This is a genomic window from Vibrio sp. 1402, assembly GCF_033340275.1.
Window position 1 is genome coordinate 293370 of the sequence record NZ_JAWOWE010000004.1, and the last position, 25828, is coordinate 319197.

General features: G+C 44.3%; 18 protein-coding genes and 4 tRNA genes. 7 read left to right on the forward strand and 15 right to left on the reverse strand.

The genetic code is table 11. From position 1 onward, the window contains the following. Positions 1 to 603, reverse strand: coding sequence for a cytochrome c nitrite reductase pentaheme subunit (gene nrfB, locus R7044_RS10395; protein ID WP_064354129.1), 603 nt, complete (start codon positions 601 to 603; stop codon positions 1 to 3). 450 nt (positions 604 to 1053) lie between these two features. Here nrfB and nrfA point away from each other — a divergent pair, with 450 nt between their 5' ends. Next, positions 1054 to 2481, forward strand: coding sequence for an ammonia-forming nitrite reductase cytochrome c552 subunit (gene nrfA / locus R7044_RS10400; RefSeq protein WP_206971310.1), 1428 nt, complete (start codon positions 1054 to 1056; stop codon positions 2479 to 2481). 130 nt (positions 2482 to 2611) lie between these two features. On the opposite strand, the gene R7044_RS10405 is transcribed toward nrfA, so the two are convergent. The 3 genes from R7044_RS10405 to gyrA form a co-directional block, all read right to left on the reverse strand. Beyond that, positions 2612 to 3166 carry a hypothetical protein gene (locus tag R7044_RS10405; protein WP_047103266.1) on the reverse strand — a complete coding sequence of 185 codons (555 nt, stop codon included), beginning with the start codon at positions 3164 to 3166 and terminating at the stop codon, positions 2612 to 2614. A 42-nt stretch (positions 3167 to 3208) separates the two neighbouring features. Continuing rightward, positions 3209 to 3832, reverse strand: a complete 624-nt coding sequence (locus tag R7044_RS10410; RefSeq protein ID WP_025767276.1) for a tetratricopeptide repeat protein — start codon at positions 3830 to 3832, stop codon at positions 3209 to 3211. Positions 3833 to 3957: 125 nt separating this feature from the next. Next, positions 3958 to 6669 (reverse strand): DNA topoisomerase (ATP-hydrolyzing) subunit A, encoded by a 2712-nt coding sequence (gene gyrA, locus R7044_RS10415; protein WP_017636128.1) that lies wholly within the window; start codon positions 6667 to 6669, stop codon positions 3958 to 3960. Between the two features lie 475 nt (positions 6670 to 7144). On the opposite strand from gyrA, the gene ubiG reads away from it, so the two are divergent. The 4 genes from ubiG (at position 7145) to yfaE (ending at position 12134) form a co-directional block, all read left to right on the forward strand. After that, on the forward strand, positions 7145 to 7852 hold the full coding sequence (gene ubiG / locus R7044_RS10420; RefSeq protein ID WP_017636129.1) for a bifunctional 2-polyprenyl-6-hydroxyphenol methylase/3-demethylubiquinol 3-O-methyltransferase UbiG: 708 nt from the start codon (positions 7145 to 7147) through the stop codon (positions 7850 to 7852). Between the two features lie 501 nt (positions 7853 to 8353). Continuing rightward, positions 8354 to 10636 carry a class 1a ribonucleoside-diphosphate reductase subunit alpha gene (nrdA, locus tag R7044_RS10425; RefSeq protein ID WP_005376819.1) on the forward strand — a complete coding sequence of 761 codons (2283 nt, stop codon included), beginning with the start codon at positions 8354 to 8356 and terminating at the stop codon, positions 10634 to 10636. An 83-nt stretch (positions 10637 to 10719) separates the two neighbouring features. Further along, on the forward strand, positions 10720 to 11853 hold the full coding sequence (gene nrdB, locus R7044_RS10430; RefSeq protein ID WP_005376818.1) for a class Ia ribonucleoside-diphosphate reductase subunit beta: 1134 nt from the start codon (positions 10720 to 10722) through the stop codon (positions 11851 to 11853). After that, positions 11853 to 12134, forward strand: a complete 282-nt coding sequence (yfaE, locus tag R7044_RS10435; protein ID WP_005376817.1) for a class I ribonucleotide reductase maintenance protein YfaE — start codon at positions 11853 to 11855, stop codon at positions 12132 to 12134. The genes nrdB and yfaE overlap by 1 nt, the downstream gene beginning before the upstream one ends. Before the next feature lie 96 nt (positions 12135 to 12230). Here the strand turns inward: yfaE and R7044_RS10440 are convergent, their stop codons facing one another. Continuing rightward, positions 12231 to 13463 carry a CinA family nicotinamide mononucleotide deamidase-related protein gene (locus tag R7044_RS10440; protein ID WP_005376816.1) on the reverse strand — a complete coding sequence of 411 codons (1233 nt, stop codon included), beginning with the start codon at positions 13461 to 13463 and terminating at the stop codon, positions 12231 to 12233. A 191-nt stretch (positions 13464 to 13654) separates the two neighbouring features. Between R7044_RS10440 and R7044_RS10445 the strand changes: the two genes are divergently transcribed. Continuing rightward, positions 13655 to 14557 (forward strand): DUF3943 domain-containing protein, encoded by a 903-nt coding sequence (locus tag R7044_RS10445; protein ID WP_205391087.1) that lies wholly within the window; start codon positions 13655 to 13657, stop codon positions 14555 to 14557. Between the two features lie 221 nt (positions 14558 to 14778). Continuing rightward, positions 14779 to 15291, forward strand: a complete 513-nt coding sequence (locus R7044_RS10450; protein WP_047103274.1) for a glycine cleavage system protein R — start codon at positions 14779 to 14781, stop codon at positions 15289 to 15291. Positions 15292 to 15368: 77 nt separating this feature from the next. Here the strand turns inward: R7044_RS10450 and nspC are convergent, their stop codons facing one another. The 10 genes from nspC to uvrY form a co-directional block, all read right to left on the reverse strand. Then, a complete protein-coding gene (gene nspC / locus R7044_RS10455) occupies positions 15369 to 16502 on the reverse strand; it encodes a carboxynorspermidine decarboxylase (protein ID WP_005386789.1) in 1134 nt (377 codons plus the stop codon). A gap of 103 nt (positions 16503 to 16605) precedes the next feature. Continuing rightward, positions 16606 to 17850 carry a carboxynorspermidine synthase gene (locus tag R7044_RS10460; RefSeq protein WP_012841628.1) on the reverse strand — a complete coding sequence of 415 codons (1245 nt, stop codon included), beginning with the start codon at positions 17848 to 17850 and terminating at the stop codon, positions 16606 to 16608. An 18-nt stretch (positions 17851 to 17868) separates the two neighbouring features. Then, the gene (locus R7044_RS10465) at positions 17869 to 20745 is read right to left on the reverse strand and encodes a pyridoxal phosphate-dependent class III aminotransferase (protein ID WP_225455559.1); all 2877 of its coding nucleotides are present in this window, start codon (positions 20743 to 20745) and stop codon (positions 17869 to 17871) included. An 899-nt stretch (positions 20746 to 21644) separates the two neighbouring features. Then, positions 21645 to 21720: transfer RNA gene (locus R7044_RS10470), tRNA-Gly, on the reverse strand. A gap of 13 nt (positions 21721 to 21733) precedes the next feature. After that, positions 21734 to 21820, reverse strand: a tRNA-Leu gene (locus R7044_RS10475). Positions 21821 to 21898: 78 nt separating this feature from the next. Then, positions 21899 to 21974: transfer RNA gene (locus R7044_RS10480), tRNA-Gly, on the reverse strand. Positions 21975 to 22011: 37 nt separating this feature from the next. Beyond that, positions 22012 to 22085, reverse strand: a tRNA-Cys gene (locus tag R7044_RS10485). Between the two features lie 462 nt (positions 22086 to 22547). Continuing rightward, positions 22548 to 23105, reverse strand: a complete 558-nt coding sequence (pgsA, locus tag R7044_RS10490; RefSeq protein WP_005394805.1) for a CDP-diacylglycerol--glycerol-3-phosphate 3-phosphatidyltransferase — start codon at positions 23103 to 23105, stop codon at positions 22548 to 22550. 46 nt (positions 23106 to 23151) lie between these two features. Continuing rightward, the gene (gene uvrC / locus R7044_RS10495; protein WP_017820475.1) at positions 23152 to 24984 is read right to left on the reverse strand and encodes an excinuclease ABC subunit UvrC; all 1833 of its coding nucleotides are present in this window, start codon (positions 24982 to 24984) and stop codon (positions 23152 to 23154) included. A gap of 1 nt (position 24985) precedes the next feature. Beyond that, positions 24986 to 25630 carry a UvrY/SirA/GacA family response regulator transcription factor gene (uvrY, locus tag R7044_RS10500; protein ID WP_005386783.1) on the reverse strand — a complete coding sequence of 215 codons (645 nt, stop codon included), beginning with the start codon at positions 25628 to 25630 and terminating at the stop codon, positions 24986 to 24988. Positions 25631 to 25828 lie beyond the last annotated feature (198 nt).

Here is a 25828-nt window from a genome sequence, read left to right on the forward strand (position 1 = left end):
CTATCTCTCCTCTTCTTTGGCAAGTTCAGGTTCGACGGCAAATTCAGAGTGACAATCCACACACTGCTTGATCAGTTGTTTTCTGTCGTACGACAACGCTTTGGTTTTCGCTGCGTGTACATCGTGGCAATTTGAACAAGTGAGGTTTTTGGCGTGCACATCGTGCGTCCAGTGGCTCTCTCTCAGTTGTGTCGGTGCATGGCAATCCACACATTGGCTGTTGGCTTTAAGAATCATACTTGGATCAAGGAACACTTTGTCGTGTACCTCTTTCGATTGCGCGGCAGAAAACTTAATCACATCAGGTGCACCTTCACGATGGTCGGGACCAATGTTGCTATGGCAGTTAGTGCAATTAAGTTGCTTCCCTTGGCTGAGTAGAGCTTGCGAATCATGCGATAAGTTCAGAGTCTCTTTTGCATCCTTATGACATTGCAGGCACTTGTAGTCACGGTCACGGATCAACTCGACTTGATGACGCTCAGCTTGAGCACCTTCAATCGGCTCTGAAGAAGTCGCATGGGCGGCGATGGAGAAACCATAGATGGCAAAGACGAAGAGAAGTTTCAGCATTGTCTCTATGGTCAATTTTATATTGCCCATATTGTTCTTTCCTTAGCTCGATAATAATTGATAACTATTCTCAATTATTTATTTGAGCGACAATTAATTTCCTCTGAAGATATTTTTTAGATCTTCAAATGACATCAATTCTTATTTCGGAAAGCCACAACGCTAAACCTATATTTATAATACCTCTATTATTCATAAGGGGTAGAAACGCCTGCTCAAAAAGCGAACTAAATCACCCTATATTTAAAAAGGTTAAAAACTCAAAGCATTGCACAACAATGACTTAACAGCTACCACTTTAGAGGTATATAAATTCAAATATGACTGAGATCACTGGTGTAAATTGATCTAAAACAAGACAAGATTCACTCTCTATTTCATCTATCCAATTAAGCAATATTATTAATCGTAGATCTCCAGTTCTTATTTGGAATAGCTCCTCACAACGCTGCTAATAAAAACGAATATGGAGATAACACTGTGAGCATAAAACACTGGATGAGCGCACCTATTGCGGTTGCGACCTTATTCGCCAGCCAATTATTTTTGGTTGGCGCTCCGTTAGCGGCAGAAGAGAAGGATTTTATCGATCCTCGTAACGATGTCTTTGAACAGAACCACCCTGATCAATACCATTCTTGGAAAGCAACATCCGAAAGTGAGCACATAGAAGATGCTCTAAGTGAAGACCCAAACATGGTGATCTTATGGGCTGGCTACGGCTTCGCGAAAGACTACAACAAAGCGCGCGGTCACTTTTACGCACTTGATGATGTTCGCCAAACCTTACGTACCGGTTCACCAACCGACGAGAAGTCCGGGCCTATGCCAATGGCCTGTTGGAGCTGTAAAAGCCCAGACGTTGCTCGCGTGATTGATGAACGTGGTGAAGACGGTTATTTCGAAGGTAAATGGGCACGCTTAGGCTCAGAAATCGTCAACCCTATCGGTTGTTCCGATTGCCACAACACAGGCTCTGAAGCCTTCAAGAAAGGCGAACCTGCGCTAGCACTGACTCGCCCATACGTCGAGCGTGCTTTTGATACTATTGGTAAAAACTTTGATGAACAGTCTCGCCTAGATAAGCAAGCATCGGTCTGCGCTCAATGTCACGTTGAATACTACTTCACCGGCCCAACTAAAGCGGTTAAATTCCCATGGGATATGGGCACCACCGTTAATGACATGGAGAAATACTACGACGCGTTGAATTTCAAAGATTGGACGCATGCCGTATCTAAAGCGCCGATGCTAAAAGCGCAACATCCAGGTTTCGAAACTTGGAGAGCGGGTATTCATGGTAAAAACAAAGTGGTGTGTGTGGACTGCCACATGCCTAAAGTGACCAAAGAAGACGGTACGGTGTACACAGACCACAAAGTGGGTAACCCATTTGATCGTTTTGAAGACACCTGTGCGCAATGCCATACCCAAACTAAAGAGCAGCTACAAGGCATCGTTTCGACTCGCAAAGCGCAAGTATTGAACATGAAGCTAACCGCTGAGAAGCAAATCGTAGCGGCACACTTTGAAGCAGGCGCAGCGTGGAAAGCAGGTGCAACAGAAGCAGAGATGGAACCTATCCTACAAGATATTCGCCACGCACAATGGCGTTGGGACTACGCGATTGCTTCTCACGGTGTCCACATGCATGCTCCTGAGGTAGCACTAGAAGTACTTGGTACTGCAGTTGACCGCGCGGCTGACGCCCGTACCAAGTTGGTTCGCTTACTGGCAACCAAAGGCATTACTGACCCTGTTCAAATTCCAGATATCTCGACCAAAGCGAAAGCACAGCAAGCACTGGGCATGGATATGGATAAGATGAACGCAGACAAGAAACACTTCCTAGAAACGGTGGCACCAGAATGGGATAAAGCAGCAGCTGAACGCGAAGCCACATATTAGTCTAACTTGCAGAGGTTAGTTTATAGATACAACAAGGGGCGTACTGAACGCCCCTTTTTTTTGTTTATTTGTTTCTTTGTTATCTTTATTTCTTCATCCCCGATTCTATCGAGAGACAAAATCGAACGTACTAGCGACGAGGAAGCCTCGGTCTAGGCTGAATATTTGGACGTGCTTTAGGTATCTGCACATTTGGACGAGCAACTGGACGCTGGATCTTCGTTTCCGGTAATGCTTTTCTTTGTTGAACCTTTTCTTTTACCGCTTTGTCTTGTAAAGTCGCTGGCTCAATACGTTCCGGACGATTCTCCCATTTGGTTTTAATCTCTTGCTTTTGCTCGTCAGGCAATGATTGCCAATGATCGTCGAGTTGGCGTTTCATGTTATCGATATTGGCGGACATATCATCGTCTTTCCAATCTTCGACTTTGTCTTTGATGGATTGCTGTTGGTCTTCATCTAAACCATTCCACCACTCTTCCAGTTTCTCTTTGTATTCATCGTCGTTATCGCAACAGCCCGGATAGTAATAAATCCAGTAGTCGTCATGATCGTACCACCACGGATCGTAATAACCCGATGAATAATAAACCATAGAGGAAGAGCCAGAATGATCGGAAGAGCTACAACCCGCCAGCACAGAGCCGCACAGCAAAACCAATATGCTTAGTGCTTTATTTTTCATTCGTTGCCCACCTTTCTCTCTATTGCTTGTTAAATTGTACGCTTACAATAGCTCTTTTGCTTTGTTAATAGAGTTAATGATTTGCACCCTATCTAAATTTGGATCATTAGAATCTAATAATATTACCCAGGCATCAATCGCTTCCTGAAATCGGAATGACAGAAAATGATCATTTGCGATCAAAGACAAAGCGGCTTCATTGTGCGGTTCTATCTGCAAAGCTTGCTCCAAAAGCAAGCTAACTTCTTGCGTCATTGATTGCTGGTGAATGTAGTACAAGGTAGTCGCCTTTGCAGCAAGTTGCGTGGCACTGACTGGCTCAGTCAGTTGGATCGCGTAATCAAAACAAATCAACGCACCGTCAAATTCACCCTCTAGCAGGTAGCCCTGCCCGAGTTGGAACCACAATTCAGCGTTGTTCGGATCTTCACGCAACTGGTCTTGAATCTCTTTCATGATGTCACGAGCAGTCATCATTCGTGACATTTCCGCGTGTATTGGTTTAGGCGGTGTTTGATGAAGCAATAAGAAACTGGCACTCGTCACGACAAGTACTAACAGGCAAAAGCCAAACCATTGAGCAGGTTTAGCTTTTGATGCACTCAGTGATAAGAGTACGATAAACAACCCCATCAGAGTGATGGCAGCGAAAAACCAAACAGACATAACACGTCCTGTAAACAAAGATAACGTCAGTGTACGCATTTCTTACTTTAAATGCGTTGATACAGATACAAAAAAAGCCGAGCAACTAAGGGCTCGGCTTTTCATATCAGGATAACGATGTAAGATTACTCTTCGTTACCTTCCTCTGCATCATCAGCAGCTGGAGCGTCTTGCTGCGTATTTTCATCTGTTGACTCTAACGCTTCTGCATCTTCATCAGCAGGCAGCTCTTCATCATCAACTTCTTCAATACGTTGCAAACCAACAACTGATTCATCTTCCGCAGTACGGATAAGCGTTACACCTTGTGTGTTACGACCAACTTGGCTAACTTCACCCACACGAGTGCGTACTAACGTGCCAGCGTCGGTGATCATCATCATTTCATCACCTTCAACAACCTGGATAGCACCAACTACCGGGCCATTTCGCTCAGAAACTTTGATAGAAACTACACCTTGAGTGCCACGACCTTTTGTCGGGTACTCGCTAAGTGCTGTACGTTTACCATAACCGTTTTCTGTAACCGTTAGGATATCGCCTTCGTGCGAAGGAACAATAAGTGATACAACTTGGTCATTTTCAGCCAGTTTCATACCACGAACACCAGAGGCGGTACGACCCATAGGACGAACACCTTTAAACTTGATCTCTGGCTGACCATTCTCATCAAGAACTGGTTTACCATTTTCATCAAGTACTGGAATCTCTTCTGCTTCTTTAAAGCGAACCACTTTACCCGCTTTAGAGAACAGCATGATTTCGTTTTCGCCGTTAGTGATATCCACACCGATTAACGAATCGTCTTCACGTAGGTTCACAGCGATTAGGCCGTTTGAACGTACGTTTGCAAACTGGTTCAACGGCGTTTTCTTAACCGTACCGTCACCTGTTGCCATGAAGATGAATTTGTCTTCAGAGAATTCATCAACACGTAGAATCGCGGTAATGCGCTCACCTTCTTCGAGTGGAAGGATGTTTACGATTGGCTTACCACGCGCAGTACGGCTCGCTAGAGGCAATTGGTAAACTTTCAGGCGGTATGTTTTACCACGAGTAGAGAAACACAAGATGTTATCGTGGGTATTCGCCACTAGAAGACGCTCGATATGGTCTTCATCTTTCATCTTAGTCGCACTCTTGCCTTTACCACCACGGCGCTGTGACTCGTAGTCGCTCAGTACTTGGTACTTAACGTAACCACCGTGAGATAGAGTAACCACAACGTCTTCACGTGCGATCAGCTCTTCCATGTCAATATCATGGCTCGCAGCTGTGATTTCTGTACGACGAGCGTCACCAAAGCCGTCACGAACCGCTTCAAGTTCTTCACGGATCACTTCCATCAAACGCTCAGTGCTCGCAAGGATATGCATGAGTTCAGCGATTTCTTCTAGAAGTGTTTTGTATTCGCCAAGAATCTTCTCGTGTTCTAGACCTGTTAGTTTATGTAAACGTAGATCTAGGATAGCTTGTGCTTGTTGCTCAGTCAGGAAGTACTGACCATCACGAATACCGTATTCAGGCTCTAGCCATTCAGGGCGCGCAGCATCTGTACCAGCACGCTCTAGCATTGCTGAAACGTTGCCTAAATCCCAACCACGAGCGATAAGACCCGCTTTTGCTTCAGCCGGTGTAGGTGCCTTACGGATAAGCTCAATAATTTCATCAATGTTAGCAAGCGCTAGAGCTAAACCTTCAAGGATATGAGCACGTTCACGCGCTTTACGCAGTTCGAAAATAGTACGGCGTGTCACAACTTCACGACGGTGATCAACAAAGCACTTCAACATATCTTTTAGGTTGAATAGCTGTGGCTGGCCATTGTTTAGGGCCACCATGTTGATACCGAAAGTGGTTTGCAGCTGAGTCTGAGCGTAAAGGTTGTTTAGAACTACTTCGCCCACAGCATCGCGCTTACACTCAATAACAATGCGCATACCGTCTTTATCTGACTCGTCGCGCAGTGCACTGATACCTTCTACTTTCTTATCTTTAACTAGCTCAGCGATCTTTTCGATCAAGCGAGCTTTGTTCACCTGGTAAGGAATTTCAGTGACGATAATGGTCTCTTTACCATTCTTCTCCACTTCGATGTCCGCTTTCGAACGCATGTAGATTTTGCCGCGACCTGTTTTGTACGCGTCTACAATGCCTTTACGACCGCTGATAAGCGCCGCCGTTGGGAAATCAGGACCAGGAATGTAATCCATTAGTTCATCAATAGTGATTTCTTCATTATTGATGTATGCAAGACAGCCATCAATCACTTCGCCAAGGTTATGAGGCGGGATGTTGGTTGCCATACCTACTGCGATACCAGAAGCACCGTTAACCAATAGGTTTGGAATTTTAGTTGGAAGAACCGCTGGGATCTGCTCAGTACCGTCGTAGTTTGGTACGTAGTCTACGGTTTCTTTGTCTAGGTCAGCCAATAGTTCATGGGCAATTTTTGCCATTCGAACTTCGGTGTAACGCATTGCCGCAGCAGAGTCGCCATCGATCGAGCCAAAGTTACCTTGACCATCGACCAGCATGTAACGAAGCGAGAACGGCTGAGCCATACGTACGATTGTGTCGTACACAGCACTATCACCATGTGGGTGATATTTACCGATTACGTCGCCGACAACACGGGCTGATTTTTTATATGGTTTGTTCCAATCGTTGCCTAGTACGTTCATCGCGAATAAAACGCGGCGGTGTACTGGTTTTAGGCCATCACGCACATCTGGAAGAGCACGACCCACGATGACTGACATCGCATAGTCTAGGTATGAACCTCTAAGCTCATCTTCAATGTTTACGGGCGTGATCTCTTTAGCTAAATCGCTCATAGAGCCATTATCCCTCTATTATCTGATCGTAATTACGATACGTGTAAGGTGCAAAAATATAACACACAATTCATCACTTCGGCATCACTTTCCCTCTCCTTTTATCAGGTTGTGAGCTTGGTTATGAATCAAATGTCGAGAATTTGCACACTCATCCCATATCTTTCTGATTAGTGGTTATATTTCGGTCAATATTGAGCAAAATCGGACCCTTTACGCGGAAAAGCGAGGTAAATTCCTTTAACCACACAACGCGAAAATGCAGGTTTTAGAGTTATTATCACTGGCACCAGTTCAAGGATGAACCAAAAACAATAGTTAGCGCTTTACAAATTACAGGCACCTGTCTCGATTGCCGCGCCAGTGAACTCTGTCATTGTCCCTTAACTAAGCACATCGAGGTTGTTTGGGTGTAAAACGTTGGAGTATACTGGCGCCCTCTAAAGGACTCAGATTGAATGCAATAAAACCAATTATGACTAAAGCACAAAACGTCGACCCAAGTGAAATTAAGAAATTCGAGGACATGGCTTCTCGATGGTGGGATTTAGAAGGCGAGTTTAAGCCGCTTCATCAAATTAACCCACTTCGTTTGAACTATGTACTTGAAAAAGCAAATGGCTTGTTTGGCAAGCGAACACTTGATGTCGGCTGTGGTGGTGGCATTCTTGCTGAAAGCATGGCAAAAGAAGGCGCTATTGTGACGGGGCTTGATATGGGTAAAGAACCATTAGAAGTCGCGCGACTACATGCATTAGAAACAGGCACTCAACTGACCTACATTCAGAGCACAATAGAAGACCACGCTATAGAAAACGCAGGAACTTACGATGTCGTGACTTGTATGGAGATGCTTGAACACGTTCCAGATCCTCTCTCCGTTATCCGCTCTTGTGCTGCGCTAGTCAAACCCGGTGGTCACGTGTTTTTCTCAACTTTGAACCGAAACATTAAGTCGTACTTATTTGCTATTGTCGGTGCTGAGAAGCTTCTTAAGATTGTTCCTGAAGGCACTCATGAGCACGATAAGTTTATCAAGCCAGCCGAAATGATGAAGATGATAGACCAAACTGACCTGACGGAAATGGGCATTACTGGGCTTCATTACAACCCTCTAAATGATAGCTACAAACTCGGTCGTAATGTAGATGTAAACTACATCGTTCATACTAAAAAATACTGAACGCTATTAAGTTAAAAAATGAGTTTTGTGATTGACATTTTTTAAAGAAAATGAATCGGAAGCGGTAGCACAAAGTTGCCGCTTTTTTTGTCTTTTTATGGCTAAAATTCGTGCTCTAGATTCCATTTTGACCAAGCCATTTTTCGTAGATAAAAACGGCCAAAGATCAAGGAAAATATTTTTGCATGCGGTTATTTCTAAACCGATCTCGAAACCGTACTTTTAACCATTCAAGTCTGCCCTTTTCTCATCGGTTAGTGTTCACTTACTGATTTTTTTCATTTTGTCAGTTATCCACAAGTCATCCCCGATCTGTACCTTGATAAATCAGTGTAATAGCACTATCTTGTAACCCGCAAACAAATGAACCCCTATATGTTGTGTTTAAGCGACAATATATAGATAGACTTTGATCACAAAGCCGCCGCAAGCTTTACTCATATTGCACATAAACAAACAAAAATACGGCTTTTATCAGTTTTCTTAGGGAAATAAAGCAGAATGAACCAACAACTTACCGTCACCAAGCGTGATGGCCGTAAAGAAAGTATCGATCTGGATAAAATCCACCGCGTTATCACTTGGGCTGCAGAAGGTCTAGATAATGTTTCGGTTTCTCAAGTAGAACTTCGCGCTCACATCCAGTTTTACGACGGCATCACAACGACAGATATTCACGAGACAATCATCAAGTCTGCGGCAGACCTGATCTCTGAAGAGACTCCGGATTACCAATACCTAGCTGCTCGCCTAGCGGTATTCCATCTGCGTAAAAAAGCGTATGGCCAATACGAGCCACCAACGCTTTATGATCACGTGTCTCGCCTCGTCGATATGGGTAAGTACGATCAACATATTCTAGAAGACTACACAAAAGCAGAACTCGACGAACTTGATGCGTACCTCGACCATAAACGCGACCTAAATTTCTCATACGCGGCAGTTAAGCAGCTAGAGGGTAAGTACTTCGTACAGAACCGTGTTACGGGCCAAATTTACGAAAGTGCTCAGTTCTTATACATCCTTGTAGCAGCGTGCTTATTTGCGAAATATCCAAAAGCGACACGTCTTGATTACATCAAACGTTTCTACGATGCGACATCGACATTTAAGATTTCTCTACCTACGCCAATTATGTCTGGCGTGCGTACCCCTACTCGCCAGTTCAGCTCATGTGTTCTGATCGAGTGTGGCGACAGTCTTGATTCTATTAACGCAACAGCAAGCTCAATTGTTCGTTACGTATCTCAGCGCGCTGGTATTGGTATCAACGCAGGTCGTATCCGTGCATTAGGCTCAGAGATTCGCGGTGGTGAAGCATTCCACACTGGTTGTATTCCGTTCTACAAGTACTTCCAAACAGCAGTAAAATGTTGTTCACAAGGTGGTGTACGTGGTGGCGCAGCTACTGTGTTCTACCCAATGTGGCACGGTGAAGCACGCTCACTAATGGTACTTAAGAACAACCGTGGTGTTGAAGAAAACCGTGTTCGTCACATGGACTACGGTGTTCAGTTAAACAAACTGATGTACCAACGTTTAGTTGAAGGCGGCAATATTACGCTATTCTCACCATCTGATGTACCTGGTCTGTACGACGCATTCTTCGAAAACCAAGAAGAGTTTGAGCGTCTATACGTGAAGTACGAGAACGATCCTTCAATCAAGAAAGAAACGGTTAAAGCGATTGAAATGTTCACTCTGCTAATGCAAGAGCGTGCATCAACGGGTCGTATCTACATCCAGAACGTGGACCACTGTAATACTCACAGCCCATTTGATTCTGAAGTTGCTCCAGTTCGTCAGTCGAACCTATGTTTAGAAATCGCACTACCAACGAAACCATTAACTAACGTTGAAGATGACTCAGGCGAGATCGCACTGTGTACGCTTTCTGCATTCAACTTAGGTGCTATCAAGTCTCTAGATGATTTCGAAGAGCTATCCGATCTTGTTGTTCGTGCGTTAGATGCACTGCTTGATTACCAAGATTACCCTCTACCAGCGGCATACAAATCGACTATGAACCGTCGTACGCTAGGTGTTGGTGTGATTAACTTTGCTTACTACTTAGCGAAGAATGGCGTGAAATACTCTGACGGTAGCGCGAACGGCCTAACTCACCGTACGTTCGAAGCAATGCAGTACTACCTATTGAAAGCATCTGTAGCACTGGCGAAAGAACAAGGTAAGTGCCCTTCATTCGACGAGACGAACTACGCGAAAGGCTTACTGCCGATTGATACGTATAAGAAAGATATCGACCTAATTTGTGACGAAGCGCTGCACTACGACTGGGACAGCCTACGTAAAGAAATTATGGAGCACGGCCTACGTAACTCAACACTGACTGCGCTAATGCCTTCTGAGACTTCTTCTCAGATTTCAAACGCAACTAACGGTATTGAGCCACCACGTGGTTACGTTTCAGTAAAAGCTTCGAAAGACGGTATCCTGAAGCAAGTTGTACCAGAGTTCACAGAACTTAAAGACAGCTATGAACTGCTTTGGAATATCGGTTCGAACGACGGTTATCTACACCTTGTGGGTATTATGCAGAAGTTTGTTGACCAAGCTATCTCTGCTAATACTAACTACGACCCGTCACGTTACGAGACTGGCAAGGTTCCAATGAAGAAACTACTTCAAGACCTGCTAACAGCGTATAAGTTTGGTGTGAAAACGCTTTACTACCACAACACTCGTGATGGCGCGAAAGATGAACAGAAAGACGCTGTTCAACCACAAGATGACGATTGTGCTGGCGGCGGTTGTAAGATTTAATCTTCCCGTACCTAGCGAACCCGTAAAGACAGACTATCGATAACCTCCCCCTTACGGGGAGGTTTAAAAGGAATTGAGGCATTATGGCTTACAGTACTTTTAACCAAAAAAAGAATGACCAATTGAAGGAACCAATGTTCCTAGGTCAATCAGTAAACGTTGCACGTTACGACCAACAAAAGTTTGAGATTTTCGAAAAACTTATCGAGAAACAACTTTCTTTCTTCTGGCGTCCAGAAGAAGTAGACGTATCTAGTGACCGTATCGATTACAACAAACTGCCAGATCACGAGAAGCACATCTTCATCTCTAACTTGAAGTACCAAACGCTTCTTGACTCTATCCAAGGCCGCAGCCCTAACGTGGCACTGCTGCCGCTTGTGTCTCTGCCAGAACTAGAGACTTGGATTGAGACTTGGTCTTTCTCTGAAACGATTCACTCTCGTTCTTACACACACATTATTCGTAACATCGTGAACGACCCTGCTGTAGTGTTTGATGATATCGTTGAGAACGAGCACATTCTGAAGCGTGCAAAAGACATCGCGCACTACTACGACGATTTGATTCAAGCGACGAATGATTACCATCGCTACGGTGAAGGTGAGCATGTCCTTAACGGTGAAACGGTTAAGGTTAGTCTGTACGATCTTAAGAAGAAGCTGTACATCTGTCTGATGTCTGTTAACGCATTAGAAGCCATTCGTTTTTACGTAAGTTTCGCATGTTCTTTCGCTTTCGCAGAACGCGAACTAATGGAAGGTAACGCGAAAATCATCAAGCTGATCGCTCGTGACGAAGCACTTCACTTAAACGGCACGCAGCACATGATCAACCTGCTACGTAACGGTCAAGATGACTTCACTTTCATGCAAATCGCAGAAGAGGCAAAACAGGACTGTTTTGACCTATTCAAAGAAGCGGCTGAGCAAGAAAAAGAGTGGGCAGAGTATCTATTCAAAGATGGCTCTATGATCGGTCTAAACAAAGACATCCTAAGCCAATACGTTGAATACATCACAAATATTCGTATGCAAGCGGTAGGTCTACCAGCAGCGTATCCAGAAGCAACAACCAACCCAATTCCATGGATTAACGCTTGGTTGTCTTCAGATAACGTTCAAGTTGCGCCTCAAGAAGCAGAAATCTCTTCTTACCTTGTGGGTCAAATTGACAATGAAGTTCGCGCAGATGACTTCGAAGGATTCGAGCTGTAATGGCAACACTCAAAATCAACAAACTGATCAGCATTGAATCCAACCCTTCCAATACGATTTTGGAAACAATGGAGCAAGCTGGCCTATTACCAGAATACAACTGCCGTGATGGGCACTGCGGCGCCTGTCGCTGCAAATTGGAGTCTGGTGAAGTGGAGTATGTTGGTTTTGCCATGGCTTACACACAAAGTGATGAAATATTACCTTGTATCTGTAAAGCAAAATCAGATTTGTCACTTAGCGGCGTTAACTACGCGATGAAAGAAAAGCAGCGCGCATAACGTTGACTCGACGGTATAAAATGCAAAAGCCAAGGCAATCACCTTGGCTTTTTTGTCTCTGTGTTTTGTCTCTCAGACTACTGTATAGAGCTTTGGTTATAAAGCACTGCTCGGGAGGTGCATCTCTTTAACTTTCTCTAAAAATGCATAATGCGCAAACATCGGTTTACGTTCTAGGTAGCGACGCAACAAGTCTAGTGCTGCCGTGCTGATCACTTTAACTTGATCACTGCGCTGATACTTTTTCGAGAGTTTATATAACGCTCCCCACTCGCCTGACGGTGTCGATAAAGCGACGGAAAAAACACCCTCTTCAATATGGCCAGTAACGAGTGATAAATCCGTCCCACACTTCTCTCGCGTAGCACCAGCCAGAGCAAACGTTTCTGCTAATGGATCTCCGCTGTTGGCCATCGCTTGAGTCAGGCTCGGTAGTATCCAACCATGCCCTAGTTGCTTTTCAGCGTTTTCATCACCGTTTAGCCAGTACGTTAAGTATCCTCCGCTACTTTTTTCGGAGGTCGACACTGTTAGTCCTTTATCGACCAACAACTGGCCGACATTTTCAACCATAGGTAAGTCAATACTAACGGTATTACTCTCAAGGTGTTTATTAATTATCTGTACGAGTTTCAAACGCTGTTCAAGCTGATCTGAAGGACCAAAAAGTTTCACTTCAATAAAAGGCAAGTAAGAGCGATACCCTAGCTCATAGCCTTGAGGAAGTTTTAGCTGATCTAGCTTATCTGAAATACCGGATTCAGACAGACCAAACGTGTAGATTCGGCTACAACATGAACCTTGCACATCGGGAAACACTCTTCTCAGATCGGGAAGAATTTGCGTCTCTGCCATGAGCTTAAATTCACTTGGTACACCCGGTGTGAAATAAAAAATGGCATCATTAATCAGCATTTTGAAACCGCAAGCAGTGCCTATCGGGTTGTCCAATATCTCTGCCGTTTCTGGCAGCATTGCTTGCTTTAAATTACTGTCCGGCATAGGGATGCCACGTCGAGCATACAAACTTTCTAGATGCTGCAACCACTCTTTGAATAGCACCAGTTTACAATCGGCGGCTCTCGCGGCGGCGGCGGCACTCATGTCATCCGTTGTAGGGCCTAAACCACCATTAACAATAACCACATCGTTGTTAAAGCTGAGCATTAAAAACTCTTCAACCAAACTCGATAGGCTATCGCCAACCGTTGAGCGCTTTGTTAAGCCAAATCCATGTTGATAAAACAGGCTAGACAACCATGCCGCATTAGTATCAACAATATCACCGTGGAGGACTTCCTCACCAGTACTAAGCATTGCTATTTTCACAACTGACTCCTGAACGTAAGCACAATCCTATTTTCGTTATAGCGCTTATTTTTCTTTTTATTTGGACAAATCTCGCCGAGGTTTGTTGGGACTAAATAAGGGTCAAGTGTTTAAATGATTGATGTTTTGAGGGATAATTACGAGCCCGAACATACACCATTAACTCGGAGACCTTTGTGTCAAAATCATCCATGTTCAAGACGACTCTAACAGGCCTTTGCTTGGCTTCGTCAGCGCTTGCGCACGCAAGTCGCTATGACCTAAACCGTCATACAGAGTTTTCTTACACACCTGATTGCTTGTCAGGTTACTGCGAAACGACGACTCTGTACACCTTCGAGGCTCAAAATCGCGGTGTTATGTATGAACAGAATAATGATGATTCGCTAAACCTTGACGCAGGGCTTCAGCCTAAACATCTCATCATCCCTCAAGATAAAGACTGGGATTATCTGATGGGTCAAACCTACACCATTCTAGGTCTCAGTATCGCGACCGTAGGCATGATGACTTTTCTTCCAGAAAGTATCACCAAATGGGACGAAGAAGACCGAGACATGAGTAAGTTGGGGCAAAAGTGGAAAGATAATGTCTCTGACGGCCCCGTTTGGGATCGCGATGAACATGTCCTCAACTACATCATGCACCCATATTTTGGCGGCGTTTACTACACGGCAGCACGTCACGCTGGCTATAATGAATTTCAGTCGTTTTTGTACTCCGCAACTATGTCGACGTTCTTTTGGGAGTATGGCGTGGAGGCGTTCGCAGAAGTACCATCTTGGCAGGATATTTTTATCACACCATTCTTTGGTGCTGTTGTTGGTGAAATGATGTTAACGGCTGAGCAAGACATTATTGCAAACGGCGGCGAAGTTATGGGTTCTGAAACCGCAGGTGATGTTTCGCTCGTCTTCTTAAACCCTGTTGGACATATTCATTATTGGGTAACTGATGCATGGGGCGGTAGTGCAGAACTACAATTCAATTCATCACCTTGGTTTGGAAACCAAGATGTTGCAAAATTCGCCATGGACGCAGGCGCAAACTACGACAGTCAATTTTATGGTATCGAGTTAAAAGTAACCTTCTAATCCTAAGTTGATACTCGGTAAAAAGCAGCCTTACGATGGCTGTTTTTTTGTGCTCTGAACATTGTTTTAATTATTTGCATCACGAATTAGTGTTAAAAATTGACTTTCATCAAACATTACCTGCCCTTAGCACCTACACTAAATAAAAGGATTTATTCCAATAACTTAAGTAGCACGTTTATTCGTACTGCGTCCAAACCTTGATTCCAGGAGGGGACATTATGAACACCGTATTTATTGTTAATTTTGTCGGACAAGCGTCACCCGCCACGATTAAAGAGCTCGCTGCAATCACACACGAAAACGGCGGGAAATGGCTGATCAGCAAAGTAAACTTTATCGAAGACCAAGTTGCAGGTGTCATCAAAGTAGAGCTTCCAAGAGATAATGCCGACATCGTTAAACAGGCGTTCTCTTCTTGTCAGACTCTTGTTGTTAGGTTCGTCGACTCTGAACCTCATTCATATCGTGAAGACACTATCTTCCAACTTCGTTTAGATGCCAACGATAGAGCGGGTATTGTGAATGAAATTACTCACGTTCTCGATAATCAAGGTATCTCAATTTTAGATATGGATTGTCAGCGTGTATTCATTGCTGGAGGCGGAGGGGTAAGCTCTAGCTTATTCAGCGCTAAAATGGCGATAAAACTACCTAGCGAGCTAGAAATTGAAGACATAGCCAATGAGTTAGAATCTCTGAGTGAAGACACTCGTGTAATTGTAGAAAGCTAACTGCATACCTTTAACGCTTCCCCAATAAAAAGAGCAGCAATTCAGCTGCTCTTTGTCGTTCTAATACTCAATACGTTTTATTTCACTGACCACTGAGACAGTGAACGTTTGAAATCAGAGTAGTCAAATTCATTCAGTTTTTGAATGTCACCATTCGAGCGTTCACAGTAGACCGACGGCATACGTAGACCGTTAAACCAGTTTAGTTTCACCATGGTGTAACCGGCACTATCTAGAATATGCAGACGCTGTCCTATCTCTAGAGGCTGTTCGAAGTTCGCCACGCAGAACTGGTCACCAGCCAAACAAGAGCACGAGCCGATCACATACTCATGTTCACCATTTTCAGATGCTTCAAGGATTGACGCTGGCTCATTGTAGATCAACGTATCTAAGCGGTGAGCTTCTGTGGCCGAATCGACAATCGCCGTCTTCTTTACGTTCTCTACAATATCAACCACTGTTACAACGAGATCAGTGGTCTTAGTAATTATCGCTTCACCCGGCTCTAAATACATTTGTACGCCGTGTTTCTCTGAGAACGCTTTAAGTGCTAACCCCAACTTCTCGATATCGTACCCCGGCCATGTGAAGAACACGCCGCCACCCATGCTTACCCAGTCCAGCTTATCTAGGTACTCGCCAAACTGAGCTGAAATAGCATCGAGTAAGCCGATAAACGCATCCACGTCTTTGTTCTCACAGTTCATGTGGAACATTACGCCATCAATACCATCAAAAATTTCCGGTTTGATGTGATCAGCCTGAACCCCAAGACGAGAGAATTGACGCGCTGGGTTTGCTAAGTCTTGCCCTGCATAGCTCACACCTGGGTTTAGGCGCAAGCCAATCGATGCTTTACCTTCGACAATATGACGATAAGCCGCTAGCTGTGACTGAGAGTTAAAGATCATCTTGTCACAGATGTCCGCCACATCGCGAACGTCATCTTCGCTGTAACCCACACTGTATGCGTGTGTCTCACCACCGAACGTTTCGTAGCCAAGCTTCACTTCAAACGGGCCAGAACTTGTTGTTCCGTCTAGGTAAGGCTTGATGATGTCGAATACACCCCATGTTGAGAAGCACTTCAGTGCTAATACAAGCTTCACACCAGAGATGTCTTTTAGCTGTTTTGCTTTCTCTAGGTTCTCAATCAGCTTGTCTTCATTGATCATGAAGTATGGCGTTTTTAGTTCGTTTTGTTGCATTTTGATACCTTACGTCCCTTCGTCTTAGCAAAGACACTATAAAATCGAACAAAGCCGACGCAAGTGCATCGGCTTAAACGTACAAATAAGAGTCGCTAAATTCTTACTTCAATTTATGGATAACAGGTTGTCCTGGCTCCAGTTCTTGAACATGCCAATCTAGACCAATAGATGGCATGGTTTCTAGGAATGGGTCTGGATCTAGCTGCTCCATGTTGAACACGCCTTTGTCTGCCCATTTGCCACGGAAGAACTGCAAAGCCGCAGTGATCGCTGGTACGCCAGTGGTGTATGAGATAGCTTGGTGTTCAACATCTTCGTATGCGACTTCGTGATCAGCGTTGTTGTAAATAAATACACTGCGCTCTTTACCATCTTTCTTACCTTGAACCCAAGTACCGATACACGTTAGGCCAGTGTAGCCTGGCGCGAGTGATGTTGGATCTGGTAGTAGTGCTTTTAGCACGTGCAAAGGTTGAACAACCGTACCGTCATGAAGCGTTAGTGGATCTGGGCTGAGTAGACCGATGTCGCGCATCACATTGAAGTAGTTTAGGTAACGGTCACCAAAGCCCATCCAGAATTCGATGCGTTTCGCAGGGATGAACTCTTGCATAGATCGAACTTCGTCGTGCGCCATTGAGTACACTTTGTGTGAACCACAATTCGGGAATTCAAACTCAAGCATACGTGAGTGACAAGGTACTTGTTTCCACTCGCCGTTTTCCCAGTAGAACGAATCGCCTTGAATCTCAAGCATGTTCGTTTCTGGATCAAAGTTAGTTGCGAACTTCTTACCGTGGTCGCCTGCGTTTACATCCATTACGTCGATAGTATCGATTTCATCGAACAGATGTTTCACTGCGTATGCGGCAAACACCGATACTACGCCCGGATCGAAACCAGCACCAAGAATACCTGTAATGCCCGCTTCTTCAAACTTCTCACGGTAACCCCACTGCCAATCGTAAGCTTGAGGTACTTGTTGGCCTTCAGAGCACAAGTCAACCGCAACAGATGTATCAAGGTATGACACTTTAGCTTGGTAACATGCTTCCATAATAGACATGTTCACCCAAGGAGGACCTGCGTTGATCACTAAGTCAGGTTGTACTTCTTTAATTAAAGCAACTAAAGAATCTACGTCGTCCGCGTTTACCGCTCGCGCTTCTAATTTCTTAGTTGAATCTTTCAGATTGTTTTTCTTCTGAATCGATTCGATGATTTTCTCACACTTACCTACGGTACGTGATGCGATTGTGATATCACCCAGAACGTCGTTGTTTTGTGCTGCTTTATGTGCAACTACCCAGCCAACGCCGCCTGCACCAATCTGTAGAATTGCCATAGTTTTCCGTTACCTTTGTTAAACTAGCTCTGCCGCTAGCGTATTGATTTTTGAGAGCAAAGATTCAAAGTCCGCCGTCGTCAGACACGGGTTCAAAATCGTAAATTTCAATGCAGTTTTATCGTCGACAATGGTTTCACCCAATACCGCAATACCGCGTGTTAACGCTTCTAAGCGCAACGTTTTGTTCAGTTCATCAAGATCCGCTGATTCATTTGTCGCGCGGAACAGAACCGTAGATAGTGATGGTTCAGCCAACAACTCAAAGTGTTTGTTATCTCGAATCATGTCCGCCACTTCAAGCGTCTGTTCAAGCAAATGATCATACATATCGCCTAGGGCTTTTGGCCCTACGCTTTGCATCGTCATAAACACTTTGAGCGCATCAAAACGCTTAGTTGTCGCAATAGACTTATCCACCAAGTTCGGTAGTTCGTCGTGTTCGCGGTTCAAATAGTCTGCATGGTGAAGCAGGAATTTAAAGTTAGACTTGTCATTTACCAATAGCGCACCACAACTGATGGTTTGGTAAAACAGCTTATGGAAGTCTACGCTGATGGAATGTGCACGCTCACAACCTTTCAGACGCGCTTTTTGGCTACTTAGAATCAGAGCTCCACCGTATGCACCGTCGACGTGCATCCACATGTCATGTTTCGCTGCGATATCGGCGATAAAGTCTAAGTCATCAATAGCACCGTGGTCCGTTGTACCCGCTGTACCAACAATGGCAAATGGGATCAAACCTTCTGCTTTGGCCTGATGGAGAACTTCGTCTAACTTAGTGACATCCATCGTTCCATCGGCATTAGCATCGACGGTCATGACCGCTTTTTCACCCAATCCCATCCAAGACGCTGATTTTTGAACCGTGAAGTGGGATTTTTTCGAACATACAATACGTAGCTTGTCTGCGTATTCAGGAAGGCCAAGCTTTTGAATTGAGTGTGCACTGAGTTTGTCAGCAATCCAATCTCGCGCAAGCATCAAACCCATTTGGTTACTTTGCGTGCCGCCGCTCGTGAAGATACCGTCCGCTTTTTCACCTAACTCATATTTATCGCATAGCCAGTTCACAACTTTCTGTTCAACATAAGTCGCTGATGAAGCTTGATCCCATGAGTCCATCGACTGGTTCAAAGCCGCAATCATTGCCTCTGCCGCAATCGCTGGCATCAACGGTGGAGTATGCAGGTGAGCAATACAATCTGGATGTTGAGTAAAAATTGCGTTTTTCGCGACCAGATCAGCAGCATCGTCGATAACGGATTTAAGAGGCGCATTTCCATTATCAAGATCAACGTCGTGAATCGCTGCTTCCAATGCTTTTGGATCCATACCTGAATACGGTGCAGTCACTTGTTCAAACACTGACTTCATTGCCGTAGTAGTGTGATTCATCACCGAAGCAAATTCATTGCTGCCCATCTCTCCAGTGTGGATGAAATGCTTCTTCCATTCATCTTGTGGCTGAGTTTCGATGTGACTACCGCCAGCGGCTAAAATCGCGTCTTCAAATACACGTAAAGCAAAGTCGATTTGTTCAAACGAGATGATAAGAGGAGGAAGGAAACGAATTACTGCGCCTTCGCGTCCACCTTTCTCAACGATCAAGCCACGCTCGAGTGCTGCGCGTTGAATAGACAGTGTGAGTTCACTATCCGCTTGAGGTTCACCAAATTTATTGAGTTCACCGTTTGGAGTTTTAATCTCAACGCCTAGCATCAAACCTTTCCCACGAACCTCTGCGATACAGTTCACACGCTTTTGAATACTCTCAAGGCCGTAACGCAGGTACTGACCCGCAATATTGGCATGCTCAACAAGGTTATCACGCTGGATAATTTCTAATGCTTTCGCACCAGAGACCATAGCTAGCTGGTTACCACGAAATGTACCTGTGTGCTCGCCCGGCTTCCATGTATCATGTTGCTTGTTGATAACCAATAGCGACATTGGTAAGCCACCACCAATTGCTTTTGATAAACACAGAATATCTGGAACAATGCCCGACTCTTCGAACGCGAAATTGTAGCCAGTTTTACCAACACCACACTGGATCTCATCGAAGATCAGTAAGATACCGTGCTGATCACAAATACGACGTAACTCTCGTAGCCAGAATGCTGGCGCAGGAACAACACCACCCTCACCTTGCACTGGCTCCACGATAATCGCGGCAGGCTTCATAATGCCTGACTCATCATCGTTTAAAAGACGATCGATATAGCGAATACTTGCTTTCGCACCTTCATCACCGCCAAGCCCAAAAGGACAACGCAGGTTGTATGGGAAAGGCATAAAGTGCACATCCGACATCAAACCAGTTCGACGAGCTTTGGTGCCTAAGTTACCCATCATCCCCATCGTACCATTAGTCATACCATGGTATGCGCCACGGAAGGCAAACATAGTGTTGCGACCGGTAGTCTGTTTCGCGAGCTTGATAGCAGCTTCAACCGCATCAGCTCCAGACGGGCCACAAAATTGGATAACGCTGTTCTCGCTTAACTCTTGAGGAAGAAAAGACTTAACAGATTGAATAAACGTCGTTTTTGCTGATGTTGCAATATCTAGCGTCTGATATGGCAGTCCTGAATCTAATTGCTCTTTCAGAGCTTGGTTTATTTCAGGATGGTTATACCCCAAAGCTAGAGTGCCTGCCCCCGCAAGGCAGTCTAGAAAGATCTGTCCACGCGTATCTTCAACCAAGCACCCAAAGGCTTGTTTAATTGCGATCGGCAAACGACGTGGATAAGAACGTACTTCAGATTCATGCTCAGCCTGATCAATCAATACTTGATCTGGCGTTAAGTCATACGTTCCCTCAACGATAGGAACCTGAGACGAAAAAATGTTTGCGATATTGCTATCGACTTCAAAGGCAGTGCTCATACTACATAATCCCTTGAATTATAATAATTCTGTATCCTGTATTAATAATCATTAGAATGAAATTACAGGAGGTGTGAATACCCCTCCGCATTTGTCAGTGCATAAATGACAAATACAGATCATCCGCCACGATACTCGCGACTTTATATGTAAAAGGGATTAATCAAGGTTCTGTAATGCACCCGTTTTGTAAAACAGGACATTTCGGCAGTATGAAGCTGATTAGTGTGTGTTTATTCAAAGGTTTCAATGTTGGGTTTCCCATTAATATGCCGCGTTTACAGCATTAGTATCCCGTCTATCGACAAAAGGCTTTGCCGATACCTACCCTACGCAGTGTCACAATCAGCTTGAATGGTCACTACGCGTATCCCCCAGAGATCAAACGTTGTTAATTACGCTCCGAGATTGCGCGCGAATTTATCACAAAATAAAATCTTCTGGCAACGATTTTTCATATTAGTAACAGTGATGTAAATCACAACAAAACATACCCCATTGCAACTCACATGTTCATATTCATGAGCTATGCTTTTCTGCTTCTCTCAAATAGCTGTTATTTAAACAAATATTCTTGAGATATCATCACCTCATCTAAACAGAGGTTTAAGGTTGTGCTGCTTAATCGTAAAACATTCCTTTCTATATCCGGAACATTTAAAAAGATAGCATTCTCGTCACAGCTTTGCCTGGAGTAAGAGTGGTTATTCACCACAAGTGATGGTTTAAACATAGACTAGTAGGAATAGCTAAGATGTTTTGCAATGGCAGAATTAACAATCACTTGAGTCAATGAGACAAAGGGTTCGCTACTTAACGAAGTCTGTGACAGAAAAGAAGTTTGAGATTTTCAAAAAAATACGAAAAAGGCCTAACATTTTCATGTTAGGCCTTAAATCTGGAGCGACACACGAGGTTCGAACTCGTGACCTCAACCTTGGCAAGGTTGCGCTCTACCAACTGAGCTAGTGTCGCATTTAATATGAGATGGTGCCCCGGGCCGGACTTGAACCGGCACAACGCGAACGTCGAGGGATTTTAAATCCCTTGTGTCTACCAATTCCACCACCAGGGCACACAAATATTCTTTGTGATGCCTTTACAGAAAAGTAAAACACCATCTGATACCGCTAAATGCCATATCAATAAAATTTGGAGCGACACACGAGGTTCGAACTCGTGACCTCAACCTTGGCAAGGTTGCGCTCTACCAACTGAGCTAGTGTCGCATTTATTCTCGAAAGCCATTCACTCTCAAAAGAATAATGGAGGCGCCTCCCGGAGTCGAACCGAGGTCCACGGATTTGCAATCCGCTGCATAGCCACTCTGCCAAGGCGCCTCATTTGTGAATAAAGCTAAGCTTTTTCACCACCCTTTTGAGCCGTGCTCTCCTGGGTACGGGATGCATTCTACGGATTCGAGCGATCGAGTCAACACTATTTTTATTTTTTTAAATCGTTTGACTAGAATTTGTGCGAAAGACGATGGATTGCTTAGTTTTAATACTAAAAATCGCTTAAATACACTTGTTTATCATAAAACTTTGGCTACGCCTTACACTGCTGGCCGTGCGTTGCGTGCATTGAAGTATTAATAATCAGAAGACTCGCCTCTCTAAGACTCTCCAAGGACAAAAACAAGACTTAGATCACAAATGGAACTCTATCGAAGCAAAAGCCCCAGATACAAATTGTAAGCATGGCCGTTAGCAAGCATTGAAAAGCGAGAGAAGCAAAAAATGCTGTAGATTGTCTTAGATACAAAAAAGCAGGCTATTAAGCCTGCTTTCTAACATCAGAATTTAATGGTGCTCTTCATTCAACAGATCGTCTTTCGCAGCAGCCAAATATTGAATCATTGACCAATATGTCAAGAAAGTTGCCACATACAAGGCCGCAAAGCCTAGCCAAACCATCCATTCATCGTAACGCCATATCAACACCCATAAGGCGAACATTTGCGAAACAGTTTTTACTTTGCCAACCCAAGATACCGCAACACTCGCTCGCTTACCGATTTCAGCCATCCATTCTCGCAATGCTGAGATAATGATTTCTCGCGCAATCATCGTTACCGCAGGAATGGTCACCCAAATTGAATGATAATGTTCCGTGATTAGAATCAATGCCGTTGCCACTAGCACTTTATCAGCGACAGGATCAATAAACGCGCCAAAACGAGAAGTTTGGCCAAGTTTACGGGCCAACATGCCGTCAAGCCAGTCAGTAAAACCCGCTACCCAAAACACCATTGCTGCTGCAAACGGTGCCCATGAATAAGGTAGATAAAAGACAACCACAAAAACAGGGATTAGGAACAGTCTAAGAAGAGACAGAATGTTCGGGATATTCAAACGCATTTTATTATTCTCTTACACATTGCGGCTTAATGTTGCGCGATTTTCCTTATTGTTTCAATGCTTGGAAAATAATTTCTGCTAAAGAGTGACTTATTCCCGGTACTTTGGCGATTTCTTCGACACTTGCACGTTTAAGTTCTTGTAACCCACCCATGTACTTGAGTAACGCCTGACGTCGTTTAGGGCCGATTCCCTCAATCCCTTCGAGTGCACTCGTACGTCTGGTTTTACCTCGCTTAGCACGGTGCCCCGCTATAGCATGGTTATGGCTTTCATCACGAATATGTTGGATAAGATGCAGCGCAGGAGCATCGCTTGGTAAATGAAACTCGTCCCCATCGACTGTAATCAGCGTTTCTAAACCTGGTTTGCGAGTAACGCCTTTTGCAATACCAATCATGATAGGACGCTTTGGCCAATCCCCCCAGTACTGCGAAATGATGTCATGCGCACGATTTAACTGACCTTTACCGCCATCGATAAAGATGATGTCGGGAATTTTCTCTACGTCCAATTGCTTCGAATAACGGCGCTCCAACGCTTGTCCCATTGCTGCGTAATCATCACCACCGGTAATCCCAGTAATGTTGTAGCGACGATACTCTTGCTTAACGGGGCCTTCATTGTTGAACACCACACATGACGCAATCGTGCTTTCCCCCATCGTATGGGAGATATCAAAACATTCCATTCGAGCTATAGACTCCAAATTCAATGTTTCGCGAAGCGCATGAAAACGCTGATTAATCGTCATTTTGTGATTGATTTTGGTGGTAATCGCCGTTAGTGCATTAGTGTTCGAAAGCTTGAGATACCTTGCTCGAGAGCCAGTTGGCGACGTATGAAAATGAACCTTACGGCCTGCCACTTCACTTAACGCTTTCTGTATTGGCGCAATATCTTCTGCCAACTCTTGATTCAAAATAATACGAGAAGGAATTGTACGTGCTTCGTTATGGCTCAAATAGTATTGAGTCAGAAAACTATCGAACACTTCCTGCTGGCTTGTATTTTGTGGGATTTTCGGAAAATGGCTACGGCTACCAAGCACTTTGCCTTGGCGTATCATCAGGATATGGATACACGCGATACCATTCTCCTGAGCAAACCCGAGTACATCCATATCATCCATGCTGTCTTCTGAGACGTACTGCTGCTCTTGAACACGCCTAATCGCTTGGATTTGATCGCGAAATTTAGCGGCATCTTCAAAGCGCAATTGCTGACTGGCAACTTCCATTTTCTCAATCAACTGTTTGAGTACTTGCTGATCTTTGCCTTGCAAAAACATGCGCACAAAGCCAACCAACTCTGCATATTCTTCATCAGAAATGATGGTATTAACGCATGGTCCTGCACAACGACCAATTTGGTACATCAAACATGGGCGCGTTCGGTTGGAATAGACAGTGTCTTCACACTGGCGCACAGGAAATATCTTTTGCAGCAAATGCAATGTTTCTCTTACTGCACCAGAATCTGGGTAGGGGCCAAAATATTCACCTTTGCGCTTCTTGGCGCCACGGTGGATAGAAAGCCGTGGGTGCTTATGACCGCTAATAAAGATATAAGGGTAAGACTTATCATCTCGCAGCAACACATTGTATTTCGGTAAATACTGCTTGATGTAGTTATGCTCTAGGATCAGCGCTTCTGTCTCAGTGTGAGTCACCGTGACGTCTATTTTGGCGATATTACTGACAAGCGCGCGAGTTTTCTCACTGTCTACTTTTTTCCGAAAGTAGCTTGAAAGGCGCTTTTTAAGGTCTTTGGCTTTACCTACGTAGATTACAACAGCTTCGGCGTTGTACATTCTGTAAACGCCGGGCTGATGAGTTACTGTCTTGAGAAAGGAAGCCGAATCGAAAGGAGGATTCACGCTAAAGGGTCTCGGTGTCCAGCATTCCGTGGCGAATCGCTAAGTGAGTTAACTCAACGTCACCATTAATGTCCAATTTACTAAAGAGTCGGTAGCGATAGCTATTGACTGTCTTTGGACTTAAATTAAGTTGCTCAGAAATATCCGTTACCTTTTGGCCTTTGGTGATCATAAGCATGATCTGCAATTCACGTTCGGATAAGTCTTTAAAAGGGTTCTCAGAGGCTGGAGAAAATTGACTCAATGCCATCTGCTGCGCAATCTCTGGCGAGATGTAACGCTGTCCACTATTAACTACACGAATCGCATTCACCATTTCGTCAGGGCCAGCACCTTTGGTTAAATAACCAGACGCACCTGCCTGCATCACCTTGGTTGGAAACGGGTTTTCTGTATGAACGGTAAGTACGATGATTTTCACATCAGGATTCACGCGAAGAATTTTTTTAGTGGCTTCCAAGCCACCAATTCCTGGCATGTTCATGTCCATTAAAACGACGTCAGCATGATTACTGCGACACCATTTTACTGCATCTTCACCGCTGTCAGCTTCTCCTGCTACGTTCATTCCACGGACGTCTTCAATAATACGTCGTATCCCTGTGCGAACCAGCTCGTGATCATCTACAAGGAAAACATTTATCAAACTTGTATCTCCACACTTTGTATTGGTTCTGCACCCACATAACCATTATTTGTTAAATGTGGATATCAGTATGACTGCCTATATACTAACGTAATCGACAAAAAATTGCTTTCTATGAATATGTGCTGAAACGCAAACTTTAGCAAGAACTTATTCATAAACCACTCTATTATTTTAGAGCGTGATGAGCAGAACCGA

What these genes read in the sequence shown, in the direction of transcription:
- nrdA (WP_005376819.1), top strand. Translation starts at nt 8,354, where the DNA reads ATGAACCAACAACTTACCGTCACCAAGCGTGATGGCCGTAAAGAAAGT.
- pgsA (WP_005394805.1), bottom strand. Translation starts at nt 23,105, where the DNA reads ATGCGTTTGAATATCCCGAACATTCTGTCTCTTCTTAGACTGTTCCTA.
- R7044_RS10460 (WP_012841628.1), bottom strand. Translation starts at nt 17,850, where the DNA reads ATGGCAATTCTACAGATTGGTGCAGGCGGCGTTGGCTGGGTAGTTGCA.
- nspC (WP_005386789.1), bottom strand. Translation starts at nt 16,502, where the DNA reads ATGCAACAAAACGAACTAAAAACGCCATACTTCATGATCAATGAAGAC.
- R7044_RS10450 (WP_047103274.1), top strand. Translation starts at nt 14,779, where the DNA reads ATGAACACCGTATTTATTGTTAATTTTGTCGGACAAGCGTCACCCGCC.
- R7044_RS10405 (WP_047103266.1), bottom strand. Translation starts at nt 3,166, where the DNA reads ATGAAAAATAAAGCACTAAGCATATTGGTTTTGCTGTGCGGCTCTGTG.
- R7044_RS10465 (WP_225455559.1), bottom strand. Translation starts at nt 20,745, where the DNA reads ATGAGCACTGCCTTTGAAGTCGATAGCAATATCGCAAACATTTTTTCG.
- ubiG (WP_017636129.1), top strand. Translation starts at nt 7,145, where the DNA reads ATGACTAAAGCACAAAACGTCGACCCAAGTGAAATTAAGAAATTCGAG.
- R7044_RS10445 (WP_205391087.1), top strand. Translation starts at nt 13,655, where the DNA reads ATGTTCAAGACGACTCTAACAGGCCTTTGCTTGGCTTCGTCAGCGCTT.
- nrfB (WP_064354129.1), bottom strand. Translation starts at nt 603, where the DNA reads ATGGGCAATATAAAATTGACCATAGAGACAATGCTGAAACTTCTCTTC.
- R7044_RS10410 (WP_025767276.1), bottom strand. Translation starts at nt 3,832, where the DNA reads ATGTCTGTTTGGTTTTTCGCTGCCATCACTCTGATGGGGTTGTTTATC.
- yfaE (WP_005376817.1), top strand. Translation starts at nt 11,853, where the DNA reads ATGGCAACACTCAAAATCAACAAACTGATCAGCATTGAATCCAACCCT.
- nrdB (WP_005376818.1), top strand. Translation starts at nt 10,720, where the DNA reads ATGGCTTACAGTACTTTTAACCAAAAAAAGAATGACCAATTGAAGGAA.
- gyrA (WP_017636128.1), bottom strand. Translation starts at nt 6,669, where the DNA reads ATGAGCGATTTAGCTAAAGAGATCACGCCCGTAAACATTGAAGATGAG.